Annotated in this window: 11 protein-coding genes; 5 read left to right on the forward strand and 6 right to left on the reverse strand. The window is 73.9% G+C overall.

What is annotated here, in order from left to right; translation table 11 throughout:
- Window positions 1–2: 2 nt before the first annotated feature.
- The 6 genes from OG559_RS25595 to OG559_RS25620 form a co-directional block, all read right to left on the reverse strand.
- Window positions 3–878, reverse strand: coding sequence for a family 3 encapsulin nanocompartment shell protein (locus tag OG559_RS25595; protein WP_405096660.1), 876 nt, complete (start codon window positions 876–878; stop codon window positions 3–5).
- 92 nt (window positions 879–970) lie between these two features.
- Window positions 971–1819, reverse strand: coding sequence for an SAM-dependent methyltransferase (locus OG559_RS25600; protein ID WP_405108039.1), 849 nt, complete (start codon window positions 1817–1819; stop codon window positions 971–973).
- 59 nt (window positions 1820–1878) lie between these two features.
- A complete protein-coding gene (locus OG559_RS25605) occupies window positions 1879–2706 on the reverse strand; it encodes an SDR family NAD(P)-dependent oxidoreductase (protein ID WP_405096656.1) in 828 nt (275 codons plus the stop codon).
- 5 nt (window positions 2707–2711) lie between these two features.
- Window positions 2712–3665, reverse strand: a complete 954-nt coding sequence (locus OG559_RS25610) for a sulfotransferase (protein ID WP_405108042.1) — start codon at window positions 3663–3665, stop codon at window positions 2712–2714.
- Complete coding sequence (locus OG559_RS25615; protein WP_405108045.1) at window positions 3662–4864, reverse strand: MFS transporter; 1203 nt, start codon at window positions 4862–4864, stop codon at window positions 3662–3664. The genes OG559_RS25610 and OG559_RS25615 overlap by 4 nt, the downstream gene beginning before the upstream one ends.
- The gene (locus tag OG559_RS25620; protein WP_405108048.1) at window positions 4861–6234 is read right to left on the reverse strand and encodes a DegT/DnrJ/EryC1/StrS family aminotransferase; all 1374 of its coding nucleotides are present in this window, start codon (window positions 6232–6234) and stop codon (window positions 4861–4863) included. The genes OG559_RS25615 and OG559_RS25620 overlap by 4 nt, the downstream gene beginning before the upstream one ends.
- Window positions 6235–7008: 774 nt before the next feature.
- Here OG559_RS25620 and OG559_RS25625 point away from each other — a divergent pair.
- The 5 genes from OG559_RS25625 (at window position 7009) to OG559_RS25645 (ending at window position 15451) form a co-directional block, all read left to right on the forward strand.
- Window positions 7009–7752 carry a lytic polysaccharide monooxygenase gene (locus OG559_RS25625; protein ID WP_405108051.1) on the forward strand — a complete coding sequence of 248 codons (744 nt, stop codon included), beginning with the start codon at window positions 7009–7011 and terminating at the stop codon, window positions 7750–7752.
- Between the two features lie 107 nt (window positions 7753–7859).
- A complete protein-coding gene (locus tag OG559_RS25630; RefSeq protein WP_405108054.1) occupies window positions 7860–8480 on the forward strand; it encodes a DUF305 domain-containing protein in 621 nt (206 codons plus the stop codon).
- Window positions 8481–8548: 68 nt separating this feature from the next.
- A complete protein-coding gene (locus tag OG559_RS25635; protein ID WP_405108057.1) occupies window positions 8549–9007 on the forward strand; it encodes an ATP-binding protein in 459 nt (152 codons plus the stop codon).
- 144 nt (window positions 9008–9151) lie between these two features.
- Window positions 9152–13714: a HAMP domain-containing protein gene (locus OG559_RS25640; RefSeq protein WP_405108060.1), complete on the forward strand. Its 4563-nt coding sequence runs from the start codon at window positions 9152–9154 to the stop codon at window positions 13712–13714.
- Between the two features lie 396 nt (window positions 13715–14110).
- On the forward strand, window positions 14111–15451 hold the full coding sequence (locus OG559_RS25645; protein ID WP_405108063.1) for a hypothetical protein: 1341 nt from the start codon (window positions 14111–14113) through the stop codon (window positions 15449–15451).
- Window positions 15452–15460 lie beyond the last annotated feature (9 nt).

The following is a 15460-nucleotide window of genomic DNA, read 5'->3' on the forward strand; positions in this document are numbered from 1 at the left end:
CCCTACACGCTCACGATGTAGAAGCAGGTGGGCAGGTTGAGCACCACCCGCTCGTAGATTTCGGCGGTCAGCGCCACCCCCGGCTCGGCGAACGTGCCGGGCGGCGGCTCGGCGAAGGAGATCATCGAGCGGCCCGCGTCGAGGAGCAGCGCCCCGTGGCCGAAGTCGCCGACGATCGCGGTGCCCGGGTCGACCAGCCGGGTCCGGACGATGAAGACCCCGTTCTCCTCGATGTCGCGCATCAGGGTGCCGGAGCCGAGCAGCCGGTAGTAGTCCGCCGGGTTGATGATCAGCCCGTCTGCGGTGCTGCCGTTCTGCTCCACCTCGTTGCAGGCGGAGAGGATGGTGGAACCGAATGGGCCCGGGTCGGTGATCCGGGAGATGTCCGGCATGGTCAGCAGCCCACCCTCGCCGCGCAGGATGGTGACGTTCTCGGCGGTGCACAGCCGCACGACGAGGCGGTAGTTGATGAACTCCGCGAAGCTCGTCGGGTCGTCCCACAGCCCGTCCGGCACCTGCGCCCACGCCTTCGTGGTGTACAGCGGCGGGATGGGGGAGAGGTGGAAGTGGTTGGCCGCCTCCCGGCGCAGGTCGGCGCCGTCGACCGCCGGGTCGCCCGCGCGGGCTGGGCTCTCGTGCCAGTAGAAGTCCTGCGGATCCCGGGACAGGTCCACCACCTTCAGCACGTTCCGCGACGGGTAACGCGGCTTACGCCGGGAGCTGGTCAGCGAGTCGGTGATGGTGACGTCGTAGTCGACGCGGGTGTCGAAGCCCCCCTTGGCGAAGGCGTCGGCGAACACCTGCCCCGGCGACAGCTGCGTTTTGCGGTCCGCCACGACCTCGGCGATCGTCCGCTTGATGACGTCGGTTCGTTGCATGGGGGTTCACACCTTCGGGTCGGGTCGGTACCGCGCGGCGGGGTGTCGCACGGGTCAGGTCACTGGGCGGTGGGGGTGCCGCAGGCCGTCGGTCACCGGGCGGCGGCGGGCTTGCGAGCGACGAACATCCCCCAACCGAACTCGCCCCGGTCGATCGCCGCCTGGATCTCCTTGCAGGACGCGGCGAAGCCGAGGATCCACTCCCGGGCGGCCGGGTCGTCGGTGTTGGCGGCCCGCTCCCGGGCGGTCTCGCCGAGCACCCGGTACGTCTGCCGGATGTGCTCATCGAGGTTGCGGGCGACCAGCACCTCGAAGCCGGCGTCGGTGAGCGCCTCGGCGTACCCGTCGAGGGAGTAGCCGCCGCTCCACCGCACCCGGTCGTAGACGTGCCGGCGGGCGGCCTCGCCGATCTCAGTGGTGGGCTGGAGGAAGTCGGTGATCGCGAGGATCCCGCCGGGGGCGAGCACCCGGTGCATCTCGGCGTGGCTGCGCGGCTTCTCCGGCACCAGGAAGAGCGCGTCCTGGCTGACCACGTGACTGAAGCTGCCCGGGGAGTACGGCAGGGCGGTGGCCGAGCCGTGCCGGAAGGTGATCCCCGGCGCCGGCCGCTCGGCGAGCTTGGCCTGGGCGAACCGGACCCGCTCGATGCTCAGGTCCAGGCCCTCACCCCGGCAGCCGGTCTGCCCGGCCAGCCGCAGCAGGAAGTTGCCGCAGCCGCAACCCACGTCCAGCACCGTCGAGCCGGCGTCGATGCCCGCCTCGGTGGCGAGCAGGTCCGAGGTCCGGTCGGCGGCGCCGTGGTAGTCCGTGTCGGCGTCGTCGGCGAAGTAGCCGGTGTGCAGGACGCCCTCGCTGTCCCAGAAGCTGAGGTACGTCTGGGTGGTCTCGTCGAAGAACTCGGAGACGTCCCGCTCGGTGAAGGTGGGGCTGGTCGTGGACATCACGCACTCCTTCGTGCTGTGCCGCCGGCCGGCGTCGCCGCCACCGGTCCGGGGAAGGGTCAGGCGTAGGTGTCCTTGCGGACGCCGGTCATGTGTGGCAGCTCCGGGCCGGTGACGCTGGCGCCGCCGTCGAGCAGGTGCACGCCCGCGGTGACGAAGGAGGCCCGCTCGCTGGCCAGGAAAGCGGCCATGGCGGCGATCTCCTCGGGGCGGCCCAGCCGGCCCAGCGCGCTGTGGTGCCCCATGGTCGCGAGCCGTTCCTCGACGTCGCCGTCGCCGGCCAGCCGCGCGGCGGCCCGTTCCATCGGTGGGGTGCGCACGCTGCCGGGGGCGAGGACGTTGACGGTGATCCCGTCGCCGGCCACCTCGACGGCGAGGCCCTGGGCGAAGCGGACCAGGGCGGCCCGGGTCACCCCGGAGAGCACCAGCGGGCTGATCGGCACGCTCGCGGTCTCCGAGGCGACGAAGAGCAGCCGCCCCCAGCCGGCGGCGCGCAGGTGCGGCAGCGCCGCGAGGGCCAGCCCGACCGCCGGGAACAGCACCTTGTCGACGGCGGCCCGGTAGTCGTCCACGTCGAACAGCGCCGCCGTGCCGATGGGCGGGCTGCCGCCGCTGACCAGCAGGACGTGCGCCCCGCCGAGGTCGGCGGCCACCCCGTCCACCCAGCGGCGGGCCGCGTCGGTGTCGGTGACGTCCACGCTGGTGGCGCTGACCCGGCCGGCGGCGACCCCGGTCAGCTCCCGCTCGGCGGCGGCGAGCCGGTCCGGGTCGCGGCCGCAGATCGCCACGTGCGCGCCTTCGGCGGCGAACTCCTTCGCGCAGGCCAGCCCGATCCCGCTGGACCCGCCCGCGACGAGGACCACTCGTCCCTTCAGCCCCAGATCCACGCTTCCTACCTCTCTGATCCGTTGGTTGGTGACAGCCGGTTCGCCCCGGCCGGCTCCGACCGGTAGCCGTACCGGGCGAACAGGGGCTGGGCCAGGGCCGTGGCGGCCAACCGGTCGGCCCGCGGCAGGCTGCGCCGCCAGGAGTCGTCGCGGTCCCGGATGACGGTGACCCCGGTGCGGAACCGGTCCGGGTTGCCGGTCACCGTGTGGTTCGTGTGCAGGTCGACGGTCCGTCCGCGCACCGGGTTGCCGGCCGGGTCGGCCCCGCAGAGCCGCAGCAGCGCGTCGACGGTGCCGGCCGGGTCGGCGGTGAACGACTCGTAGCGCAGCAGCGTCGACCGCTCGGGAAAGCGCCGGGTGATCGCCGCCGAGGCCAGGTTGAACCCCTGCCAGTACGCGGTGCTGCGCGCCGCCGACATCGCGTAGACGTACTGCTTCGGCTCCCGCCAGGAGTGCGCCACCGCGCGCGGGTCGCGGACCAGGTGCACGTAGTACGGGGTGATCCCCGCGACGTACGGCAGCAGCGCGGCCTCGCCGGGGATCTTCGTGGTGTCCACGATGGTGTGCGCTCCGGTGCGCTCGGCGGCGGCCCGGTAGACCTCGCCCATCAGGTCGGCGTGCGCGCGGATCTCGTCGTCGTACAGGCCCCGGCGCAGCACCCGCCAGGTGTGCCGGGTGCGTACCCGGGACCGCTGGCGGCCGATCACCGCGGCGGCGTGAGCGTCCGGCGACATCCCCGCCGGGCGGCCGACCGGCAGCACCCGCGACCAGATGTCGCAGGCGGTCAGCGGGACGCCGCAGCCGCACAGGTCGTTGACGCCCCGGCCGGTGGAGTTCCCCCACAGGAAGTGCAGCTCGCCGACGTGGAAGAAGCCGGGCACCTCGTTGAGCACGTTGCCGATGATGGTGCTGCCGTTGCGGCACCAGCCGGTGACGCACAGGACGGTCAGGTCGCTCATGCCGCGCGGGCCTCCGTCTCTCGTCCTGCGGGTCGGGCGGTGCCGGGACCGGCCGCCGGCCGGCCGATCCACGCCGCCAGCACCGCCGCCGCGACGGCGCAGGCCGCGCCGACGCCGAACACGGCGGGGTAGTCGAGGGTCGCCGCGACCAGGCCGGTCACCGGCCCCCACACGGCCAGCCCCAGGTCCCAGAACGAGGTGTACGCCCCGATCGCCGCCCCCTGCCGGGCCGGTTCGGCCCGGTTCATCACCATCAGCGCCAGCGACGGGTGCAGCAGGGAGAACCCGACGCCGGTGACCACGCCGCCGGCCACGGCGACGGGCAGGTTCGGGGCCATCGCGATGATCACCAGGCCGACCGCCTCGCCGGCCGCCGACCAGGCCGCCACCCGGCGCGGGCCGAGCTTGTCCGGCAGGTGGCCGATGACCAGGCGGGTGAGCGCGTACACGGCGCTGAAGCAGCTCAGCACCACCACGCCGGAGCCGATCCCGCGTGCGTCCAGGTGCAGCACGATGAACGCGGCCAGGCCGGCGTACCCGGCGGCGCCGAGGGCGAGCGCGGTGCCGGGCAGCAGCGCCGGGCGCAGCAGCAGCCCGCCGCCCTTCGCCGGTGCGGCGGCGGGGTCCCGGTGCTGGACCGGGACCATGGCCACCAGCGCGGCGGCCAGCAGGGGAGCGGCGGCGGCGAGCGCCCAGACCGCCGTGAAGGAGATTTGTTGCAGGGTGGCGCCGAGGAAGGTGCCGGCGGAGATGCCGCCCCACATGCTCATCCCGTACAGGCCGATGAGTTGGCCGCGGCGGTGGTGCGGGGCCAGCGCCACCGTCCACACCGCCCCGGCGGTGAACAGGGCGGCCTCGCCGGCGCCGAGCAGCAGCCGCACCGCCACCAGCACCGGCACGGTGAGCGGCAGGAAGTAGAGCAACCCGCCGCCGGCCACCACGAGGGCGCCGGTGAGCATCACGGTGCGGTGGCCGTACCGGTCGGCCAGCGCACCGGCGACCGGCCGGACCAGCAGCGCGGTCACCGCGGTCACCGTGACGACCAGCCCGACCACCAGGTCCCCGGCGTCGTGCCGGTCGCGCAGGAACCCGGGCAGCACCGGGAGCACCGCGGTGAGGCCGAGGTAGCCGGCGAAGAGCCCGCCGAAGATGCCCACCAGGGCCGGGCGCGGCACGGCGCGGGTCGGGGCGGCCGTCATCGGCGCACCGGCTCCGCCGGCCCGGCCGACGCGGGTCCGGCGGGCACGGGGTGCTCGGCGGCCACGGGGTGCTCGGCGGGCGCGGCGGCGGCCACCTTGCGGACCGCTCGCACCAGGTCGTCGCAGTCGTCGAGGGTCAGGCTGGACGACAGCGGCACGTCCACCGCCTCCCGCAGGTACCCGGCGGTGCGCGGGAGCATCGCCCGGATCTCGGCGAGGTCGTCGGTGTCGTACACGAACCGCCAGTTCCAGAACGCGCGGACGTTGAGGTCGTCGTCGGCGCCGATGTTGCGCGCGTCGACGCCCTCCCGGCACAGCGCGTGGGCGAACCAGCCGGCGTCGCCGCCGGGCACCCGGAACACGAACGCCTCACCGAGGTACGCCCCGGGGGCGACCGGCCGGCGGATCGCGATGCCCGGCAGGTCGGCCAGCGCGGCGGCGACGTACCCGTAGTTGCGGTGGAACAGCCGCAGCCGCTCCGGCAGCCGGGCCATCTCGGCGCGCAGCAGCGCGGCCCGGATCTCGTCCATCCGTAGGCTCAGCAGGGGCAGGTCCAGGCCGGTCAACGGCGCCTCGCCGTCGGGAAAGTGCCGCCGCAACCGCCCCTCGTACGCCCCGGACAGCGCCACCGCGCGGGCGTATAGTTCCCGGTCGTCGGTGACCAGGAAACCGCCCTCGCCGCTGTTGAGCGCCTTGTCGGACTGGGTGCTGAACGCCCCGGCGGCCCCGAACGTGCCGAGCTTGCGGCCGTTGAGCTCGGCGCCCAGCGCCGGCACCGCGTCCTCGATCAGCGGCACCCCCATCTCGGTGGCGAACCGGGCCAGCGCCTCGGCGTCGGCGGCGAAGCCGCGCATGTGCACCACGAGGATCGCGCCGATCCGGGGGTCCCAGCGGCGCCGCAGGTCGTCGATGTCCATCCGCAGATCCTGGTCCACCTCGACCAGGAAAGGCCGGCACCCGGCCATGACGATGGCGCTCGGCGTGGCGACGAAGGTGAACCCGGGGCAGGCGACCAGCGAGCCCGGGGGCACCCGCGCGGCCATGAGGGCCAGGGCCAGGGCGGCGGTGCCGCTGGACACCGCGAGGGCGTGCCGGGTGCCGAAGAAGCGGCACAGCTCGTCCTCGAACCGGCCGCACTCCGTCTCGTGCTGCGGCCGGTGGTCGTAGCGGAAGTAGAGGTGGCTGCGGACGGCCCGGCAGGCCGCCTCCTCGTCCTCGGGATGGACGAAGACGGCGCCCTTGTCGTACGTGGGCCAAGGGGTGTGGCGGACCGGCGCGCCGCCGTGCAGGGCGAGGCGGTCCTCCGGTCGGTCGTGGCGCGCCGCCGGCAGTGGCTGGGGCGGCGCGGGAGCTTCGTCGTTCCCCTTCACCGGCTGGCTCCTCGCTCGTTGCTGACGGGTGTTCCGATGGCGTATTTCCTGACTGGACGCCAACGGCGACCGCGCGTTCTGAGGATGCGGCGAATAAACCCACTGACGTGGGAAAACGTCGTCTATCCGGAATCGCGATAATCGCCGTCCAGTGACAGCAATGATTGTCGTGGGGGTGCTGCGCGTCAACCCGTGCATTCTGCAATCTGCTTGCCCGGCGCGGCGGCGGGCGGCCCGTCGTGACTGCCGGTTGCCGCCCTGTGGGGTCGACTGACCTGGGCGGGGCCCTGGGCTGGACAGATGCGTGTCGGGCGGCCTGTGGTCGCGCGACCGATTGTCACCCTCCGTGCGCCCCCTCCGGCGAGTTGGAGAGCCGGTTCCCCGCCACCCCCGATAACTACGAATTCCCTACCGGAAAAGCAGCCTTTTGGCCGCCGTCGACTTGCAGCCTGTGCTCAAATCGGTCAACAGCCGTCAATGGCAATTTGTCCGAGCGGAACCGGAGATATGAGCTGCCGCCGCGGGAATTGGATTGCCGCTGACCTCGCCGAATGCGGCCCGGGTCGGCTTCCGTGGCCGGAGGCCGGCGGCCCCGGCCGTCCCGACCCGCGCGGGGCGGCGACGGGGCGGCGGGCGCAGGTTGCCCGGGATGTTTTCCGCCCGGGGTATTTACTGTTAAGAATGTTTACTTTATGTTCATCGCATCCCCCAGCGGGCGCGTTCCCCCAGCTCGGCGGTGCGCCGACGCCCGCTTCGATCCGAAGGAGCATTCACATGCGTCGAACAATCGTTCTTCCGCTCGCGTCGGCGGGCGCCGTCATCGCCTCGCTGGCCGTCGCGGTACCGGCCCAGGCACACGGGTACATCTCCGGTCCGCCGAGCCGGCAGGCGCTCTGCGCCCAGAACCGGGTGCCCGACTGCGGCCAGATCAAGTACGAGCCGCAGAGCGTCGAGGGCCCGAAAGGGCTGCGCAGTTGCCACGCCGGGATCAGCCAGTTCGCCGTCCTCAACGACGACTCCCGGGGCTGGCCGGCCACCTCGGTCGGCAGCTCGGTGACCTTCACCTGGACCAACACCGCCCGGCACGCCACCAGCAACTGGGAGTACTGGATCGGCGGCACCCGGGTCGCCGTGGTCAACGGGGGCGGGCAGCAGCCGGGCGCCACCGTCTCGCACACCGTCAACCTGGGCGGGTACTCGGGGCGGCAGAAGTTGCTCGCCATCTGGAACATCTCCGACACCGCCAACGCCTTCTACTCCTGCGTGGACCTCCAGATCGGCGGGGGCGGCAACCCGACGCCCACCCCCACCACGTCGCCGACGCGGACCCCCACGCCGACCCCGACCACGCCCGCGCCGACCACCCCGGCCCCGTCCGGCACCTGGACCGCCGGGCAGGCGTACCGGGCCGGTGACCAGGTCACCTACGGCGGCGCGACGTACCGGTGCACGCAGCCGCACACCGCCCTGCCCGGCTGGGAGCCGCCGAACGTGCCGGCGCTCTGGACCCGGCTCTGACCCGCCCCGGGTGTGGCCCGGTCCCGGGCCACACCCGCCCAGCACGCAAGCCCCGGGTGTGGTCCGGTCCCGGGCCACACCCGCCGAGCACGGAAGGCCACGGCACCATGAGACCCGACGCAGTCCACGGCGTGCGCCGCCGCCTCGCGGCGCTCCCGCTCGCCGCGCTCCTCGCGGTCGCCGGCTGCGCCGCGCCCGCCGCCGTCCCCGCTCCGCCCTCCGGCGGGACCGGCGCTCCGCCCGCCGCCGGGTCGGCCCGGCCCGACCCGGCGGACGTGCCGTTCCTGACGGCCATGGTGGCCCACCACGACCGGACCCGGGTGATCGCCGCCGAGGCGACGGGCCGGGTGACCGACGCCGAGCTGCGCACCCTGGTCGCCGCCGTCGACGCGACCGAGGCCGACGAACTGGCCACCATGCGACGCTGGCTGGCCGCCGCGACCCCGCCCGGCGACGACGACGGGCACGCCGGGCACCACGCGCACCCCGGCGGGTCGCCGACCGCCGACGCGGACCTCGCCCGGCTGCGCTCCGCGCCCGCCGACCGGTTCGACGCCGTGCTCGTCGACGTGCTCACCGCTCACCAGCGCCGGGCGGCCGCGCTGGCCCGCGCGCACCGGCCGGCGGCGGTCGGCGCCGGGGTACGTGACCTCGCCGACCGAATCGAACGGTCCCGGACCGCCCAGATCCAGCTGATGTCCCGGCTGCCCGCGACCCGGGCCGGCTGAGCGCGGACTGCCGGAAGATCCAGCAGGGGTACGCCCCGGGCGGGTGCGGGCCGTGTACGGTCCCGGCCATGATCAGCGATGGGGGTGACGGTGGCGGCTCGGAAGCCGGCGCGTCCCGTGCGGGTACCGAGTTGACGCTGTTGGCGCAGACCATCGCCGCCGGGCAGGTGACGGCGCTGCGTCACGCCGTCGTCGCCGCGGCCGGCGCGGCCGGACTGGCCGGCGTGGTCCTGGACGACTTCGTGCTGGCGGTGCACGAGTTGGTCGCCAACGTCGTCCGGCACGGCGGGGGCAGCGGCGAACTGCGACTGTGCCGCGACGGCGACCGGCTGACGTGCGAGATCACCGACGACGGCCCCGGCCTCGGCGACGTGCGGGTCGCGCTCCCCGCGCCGAACGAGGTCGGCCAGCGCGGCCTGTGGCTCGCCCAGCAGCTCACCGACGGCCTGGAGATCCGCGCCGACGGCCGGGGCACGACCGTCCGGGTCAGCGCCCGGCTGGCCACCCCGGCGGGCCCGGGGCGGTGACCACGCCCCCGCCCCGAATCTGCCCGGGCTGAGCCGCCGGAGGACCACTGCTCACCGCCCGCACGCCGTCCCGTGCATACTGGCCCGGTTTGCTGTCGTCGCCGTCGGGCCGTTCACCCGGCGGGTCGGTTCCGGGGGGTTGCGATGGTCGAGCGGTCGGCGGTACGACGTGGTGGTGCGGCTCCCGGTCCGGCCGGTTCGGTGACCGACCCGGGCCTGCGGCAGCTGCTGGCGGGCCTGACCGCGGTGCGCGACGGCGACTTCGGCACCCGGCTGCCGGAGGACGGTGACGGCCTGCTCGGCGAGATCGCCACCGTGTTCAACGGCATGGTCGACCAGCTCTCGCTGTTCACCTCCGAGGTGACCCGGGTGGCCCGTGAGGTGGGCACCGAGGGCCAACTTGGTGGCCAGGCCGAGGTGCCCGGGGTGTCGGGCACCTGGAAGGACCTCACCGACTCGGTGAACGCCATGGCCGGGAACCTCACCGACCAGGTGCGCGACATCGCCGAGGTGGCCACGGCGGTGGCCCGGGGCGACCTGTCGCAGAAGATCACCGTGGATGTCCGGGGCGAGATCCTGGAGCTGAAGGTCACCATCAACACGATGGTGGACCAGCTGTCGTCGTTCGCCGACGAGGTGACCCGGGTGGCCCGGGAGGTCGGCAGCGAGGGCCGGCTCGGCGGCCAGGCCGAGGTGCCCGGGGTGGCCGGCACCTGGCGCGACCTGACCGACTCGGTGAACTTCATGGCCGGCAACCTGACCAGTCAGGTGCGGAACATCGCCCAGGTCACCACAGCGGTGGCCCGGGGCGACCTGTCGCAGAAGATCACCGTGGACGCCCGGGGTGAGATCCTCGAACTCAAGAGCACCATCAACACGATGGTGGACCAGCTCTCGTCGTTCGCCGACGAGGTGACCCGGGTGGCCCGGGAGGTCGGCACCGACGGTCGGCTCGGCGGCCAGGCCCAGGTCAGCGGCGTCGCCGGGACGTGGCGGGACCTGACCGACTCGGTGAACTCGATGGCGGTCAACCTCACCGACCAGGTGCGCAGCATCGCCCAGGTGGCCACGGCGGTGGCCCGGGGCGACCTGTCGCAGAAGATCACCGTCACCGCGCACGGGGAGATCCTGGAGCTGAAGAACACCATCAACACGATGGTGGACCAGCTCTCGTCGTTCGCCGACGAGGTGACCCGGGTGGCCCGGGAGGTCGGCACAGAGGGGCGGCTCGGCGGCCAGGCCGACGTCAAGGGTGTCTCGGGCACCTGGAAGGACCTCACCGAGTCGGTGAACGTCATGGCCGACAACCTCACCGCCCAGGTCCGCAGCATCGCCGAGGTGACCACGGCCGTGGCCAAGGGCGACCTGACCCAGAAGATCCGGGTCGACGCCCGGGGCGAGATCCTGGCCCTCAAGGAGACCATCAACACGATGGTCGACCAGCTCTCCGCGTTCGCCGACGAGGTGACGCGGGTGGCCCGGGAGGTGGGCACGGAGGGTCGGCTCGGCGGTCAGGCCCGGGTGTCCAACGTCGGCGGCACCTGGAAGGACCTCACCGACAACGTCAACGAGATGGCGAACAACCTCACCAACCAGGTGCGCTCGATCGCGCTGGTCGCCACGGCGGTGGCCCAGGGCGACCTGAGCCGCAAGATCACGGTGGAGGCCAAGGGTGAGGTCGCCGTGCTCGCCCAGACCATCAACACCATGGTCGACACCCTCGGCGCGTTCGCCGACGAGGTGACGCGGGTGGCCCGGGAGGTGGGCACGGAGGGTCGGCTCGGTGGCCAGGCCCGGGTGCCCAACGTGGCCGGCACCTGGAAGGACCTCACCGACAACGTCAACTCGATGGCGAACAACCTCACCGGCCAGGTCCGCAACATCGCCCAGGTGACCACCGCCGTCGCCCAGGGCGACCTGACCCGGAAGATCGACGTCGACGCCCGCGGCGAGATCCTGGAGCTGAAGACGACCATCAACACGATGGTGGACCAGCTGTCGTCGTTCGCCGCCGAGGTGACCCGGGTGGCCCGTGAGGTGGGCAGCGAGGGGCGGCTCGGCGGGCAGGCCGAGGTGGAGGGCGTCTCCGGCACCTGGAAGCGGCTCACCGAGAACGTCAACGAGTTGGCCGGCAACCTCACCCGGCAGGTCCGGGCCATCGCCGAGGTGACCAGCGCGGTGGCCACCGGCGACCTGACCCGCTCGATCACCGTGGACGCCTCCGGCGAGGTGGCCGAGCTCAAGGACAACATCAACTCCATGGTGGAGTCGCTGCGCGAGACCACCCGGATGAACCAGGAGCAGGACTGGCTGAAGACCAACCTCGCCCGGATCTCCGGCCTGATGCAGGGCCACCGGGACCTGGAGGTGGTCGCCGGGCTGGTGATGGACGAGCTGGCCCCGCTGGTCTCCGCACAGCTCGGCACCTTCCTCCTGGTGGAGGAGACCGGGGACACCCCCACCCTGCGGGTGGTCGGCGGCTACGGCCACCGGGCCTCCGACCGCCGGTACGCCCTCGGCGAGTCCCTCGTCGGGCAGGCCGCGGTGAGCAAGCGGGCGATCGTGGTGGACGCCGTCCCGGCCGACTACGTCACCGTCTCCTCCAGCCTCGGCGCCGCCGCGCCGCTGCACCTGGTGGTGCTCCCGATCCTGTTCGAGGACCAGGTGCTCGGCGTCATCGAGCTGGCCAGCATGAGCCGGTTCACCGAGGCGCACCGGGACTTCCTCGACCAGCTCATGGAGACCATCGGCGTCAACGTCAACACCATCGTCGCCAACGCCCGGACCGACGTGCTGCTCACCGAGTCGCAGCGCCTCGCCGCCGAGCTTCGGGCCCGCTCGGAGGAACTCCAGGCCCGCTCCGAGGAACTCCAGCGCTCCAACGCGGACCTGGAGGACAAGGCGGCGCTGCTGGCCCGGCAGAACCACGACATCGAGACCAAGAACTCCGAGATCGAGCAGGCCCGCCAGGAGCTGGAGGCGCGCGCCCAGCAGCTCGCGCTGGCCTCGAAGTACAAGTCGGAGTTCCTCGCCAACATGAGCCACGAGCTGCGTACCCCGCTGAACTCGCTGCTCATCCTGGCCCAACTGCTGGCCCAGAACCCGAACCGCAACCTGACCGCCAAGCAGGTCGAGTACGCCACCGTCATCCACTCCGCCGGCACCGACCTGCTCCAACTGATCAACGACATCCTCGACCTGTCCAAGGTGGAGGCCGGCAAGATGGACATCAACCCGGAGACGTTCGAGCTGGGCGTGCTGCGCGACTACGTCGACGCCACGTTCCGCCCGCTGACCACGCCGCGCGGCCTGACGTTGGAGATCAGCACCGCGCCGGACGTGCCGCAGCGGCTGCACACCGACGAGCAGCGGCTGCGGCAGGTGCTGCGCAACCTCGTCTCCAACGCCGTCAAGTTCACCGAGCACGGCCGGGTGGAACTGCGCATCGAGCGGGCCCGCCCGGAAGAGCTGCCCGAGCAGTTCGCGCCGGGGGAGACGGTGCTGGCCTTCCGGGTCGTCGACACCGGCATCGGCATCGCCGAGCAGCACCTCACCGCGATCTTCGACGCCTTCCAGCAGGCCGACGGCACCACCAGCCGCCGGTACGGCGGGACCGGGCTGGGCCTGTCGATCAGCCGGGAGATCGCCCACCTGCTCGGCGGCCGGATCACCGCGCGCAGCGTCCTCGGGCGGGGCAGCACGTTCACCCTCTACCTGCCGGCCACCGTGCCCGGTTCGGCCGTACCCACCGGCGTGCCGGCCCCGGCCGGCCCCCCGATGTCCCTCGCCGCCCTCGCCGACCTGGTCGCGCGTGACCGCGCCACCGTGCCCGGCCCGTTCGGGCTGCCGACCGGCCCGCCCCCGGCGGACGAGCGGCGCGTCCTCGTCCTCGAGCACCACGACAAGGGGCTGCTGACCATGCTGGTCCACGGTGTCGCGGCCGGGCTGGCCGACGGCCTCCCACCGGTCGAGGTAACGACCGTCCTGGACGCCCCCTCGGCGCTGGCGGCCGTGGCCGGCCGCCGGCACCGCTGCCTCGTGGTCCACCTGGACCTGCCGGACGACAGCGGCACCGTGCTGCTCAGGGCGCTGCACGACGACGCCGTGAACGGCGGCGTGCCGGTGCTGGCGTACCACGCGCGGCCGCTGGCGCCCGGGCAGGAGGCCCTGCTCCGGGCGACGGCCGGGGGTCGCCCCCTGGAGATCGTCGCCAGCCTGGACGACCTGCGCGAGCGGATCGCCCTGCACCTGTCGGTGGACGTGCCCGAGCGGGTGGTGCCGCTGGGCCGGCCGGCCCAGGAGGTTGACGCGCCCTGGGCCGGCGTCGCCGGGCTGGCCGGGCGCAAGGTCCTGGTGGTCGACGACGACGCCCGCAACGTCTTCGCCCTGACCAACATCCTCGAGCTGCACGGGCTCGACGTGGTGTACGCCGAGAACGGCCGTAAGGGCATCGAGACCCTGATGCGCCACGACGACATCGACCTGGTGCTGATGGACGTGATGATGCCGGAGATGGACGGGTACACAGCCACCGCCGCCATCCGGGCGATGCCGCGCTACGCCGACCTGCCGATCATCGCTGTGACCGCCAAGGCGATGCACGGTGACCGGGAGAAGAGCATCACCTCCGGGGCCAGTGACTACGTCACCAAGCCGGTGGACGCCGAGGACCTGTTGCACTGCATCCACCGCTGGCTCGACACCTGACCCCCGACCCGGCCCCGTCCGCACGTTGACCCGCGGTCGGCCGGACTGAAGGTGTTCCGCCAGCCGCAGGGGTCGACCCGTCGTACCTCATGGTGGCCCGGTTCGCCGCCCTGCGCGGCCATCTTCCGGCCGGGGTGACCGACCGGCTCGCCCGGCAGGACCGGGCCGGCCGGGGGATGCGTGGGGGTGACGGCATCGTTACGATGTGTCGACGTCATCGAGGAGGGGGGCTGTCCGCGTGCGTTGTCCCGCTGTCCCGCTGTCCGCTCCGCACCGGCCGTGGTGACCGCGTCGCCGCACCGCGCCGACGCCTCCCCGGCTGCGCGGGTTCCCGGTGCGTGCACTTTCACGGAATGTGTGGCTATGGCGCGCGTCGATGCCACACATTCCGTGAAAGTGCACGCGGGGGAGGCGGGGGTGGGGGTGGGGGTGTCCCGGGTCGTGCGGCGGATCGCGCTGCTGCTGGCCGCGACGGGTGCCGGGATCGTCGGGGCCGTGCTGCTCGCCGGCCCCGTCGCCGCGCACGACGGCGGCCGGCCTCCGGCCGCAGCGGGCCCCGACGGGGCGCCCCGCTCGGCGGGCCCGTTGGCCGGTGTCCTCGACGGCATCCTGCCCGCCCGCGCCGACGCCCGGTCCGCCGACCACGCCCGGTCCGCCGACCACGCCCGGTCCGCCGGTCCCGACCGTGGCGGTCCCGACCGAGGCTCCTCCGACGGTGGTCGGCCCGGCTCCTCCCGCCCTGACCTCCTCGTTGACCGGCCCATCAGCCCGCTGCCGCTGCCGCCGGCGGCTCCCCGTCCGGCAGAGCCCGACGCCCCGGGCCCGGTCCGGCCCGCGCCGCCCGACGCCCGGCCCGGGTCAGGCGAGCCGTCGCGGCCCCACGCCCGTCCCGGGTCCGGTGCGGCGTCGGCGCCCGAGACGCGTCCCGGGTCCGGTGCGGCGTCGCCGGGTGGCGACGGAGCGACCCGGCCGGACTTCCGTCCGGCCGTCCGGCCAGGCGTCCCCGACGTGGCGTCGGCCGTTGCCGGGGCGACCGGCGGCCCACAGGGCCCATCGGCCGGGAACGGGCGGCCGCGTCCGGTGACGCCCGGTGACCCGATGCCCCCCGGCCCGGCCGGCGGCGTGACGGCCCGCCTGCCGGCGCTCGTCGGGAGCCTCACGACGGCCCTGGCCGACACGGTCACCGGGGCGGCGCAGCAGGTCCTGCCCCCGGTCCTGGGGCTGGTCGACGAGATGCTCACCCCGCTGCTGCCGGCGCTGCCGGGCCTGCCGGGCGACCCGGCGGGCCCACCCGGTCCCGCGACCCCACCGGCCGGTCCCGCGCCGTCCCCCGGCGGGCCGGTCGAGCCCGGGGCGTCGCCGTTCCCCATCCCCGCCCCTGTTCCCGTTCCCGTTCCCGCCAGGCCATCGCCCGGCCTGGTCGGCGGCGTGTCCTCCGGGCCGGCCGTGGCGTCGGCGTCCCCGACCGGGTGGACGGCCGGTCCGGCCGTCCCCGGCGCGGCGCGGGCTGCCTCGGGGCAGGTCGGTACGGTGGCCGAGGCGCAGCCGTCGGGCGGGCCCGGCCGGTCGGTGCCGGCCACCGAGCGCGCCGACGACGCCCGTGCCACCTCCGGGCCCGTGCCCGCCTCGGCCGACGACGCCCGCTGGCCGTCGTACGCCGGTGGCCGGGAGCGCACCACGCGCTCGTCGGTTCCGGTCGACGGCCGCGCCCCGGCGGTGACCGTCCGCCCCGGCTGAGTCCCCGGC

The organism is Micromonospora sp. NBC_01405, assembly GCF_045040155.1.
GTDB lineage: Bacteria > Actinomycetota > Actinomycetes > Mycobacteriales > Micromonosporaceae > Micromonospora.

Bases quoted from the DNA above. Each gene is read 5' to 3' on its own strand.
- OG559_RS25595 (WP_405096660.1), bottom strand. From the start codon at position 878: ATGCAACGAACCGACGTCATCAAGCGGACGATCGCCGAGGTCGTGGCG.
- OG559_RS25600 (WP_405108039.1), bottom strand. From the start codon at position 1,819: ATGTCCACGACCAGCCCCACCTTCACCGAGCGGGACGTCTCCGAGTTC.
- OG559_RS25610 (WP_405108042.1), bottom strand. From the start codon at position 3,665: ATGAGCGACCTGACCGTCCTGTGCGTCACCGGCTGGTGCCGCAACGGC.
- OG559_RS25615 (WP_405108045.1), bottom strand. From the start codon at position 4,864: ATGACGGCCGCCCCGACCCGCGCCGTGCCGCGCCCGGCCCTGGTGGGC.
- OG559_RS25625 (WP_405108051.1), top strand. From the start codon at position 7,009: ATGCGTCGAACAATCGTTCTTCCGCTCGCGTCGGCGGGCGCCGTCATC.
- OG559_RS25630 (WP_405108054.1), top strand. From the start codon at position 7,860: ATGAGACCCGACGCAGTCCACGGCGTGCGCCGCCGCCTCGCGGCGCTC.
- OG559_RS25635 (WP_405108057.1), top strand. From the start codon at position 8,549: ATGATCAGCGATGGGGGTGACGGTGGCGGCTCGGAAGCCGGCGCGTCC.
- OG559_RS25640 (WP_405108060.1), top strand. From the start codon at position 9,152: ATGGTCGAGCGGTCGGCGGTACGACGTGGTGGTGCGGCTCCCGGTCCG.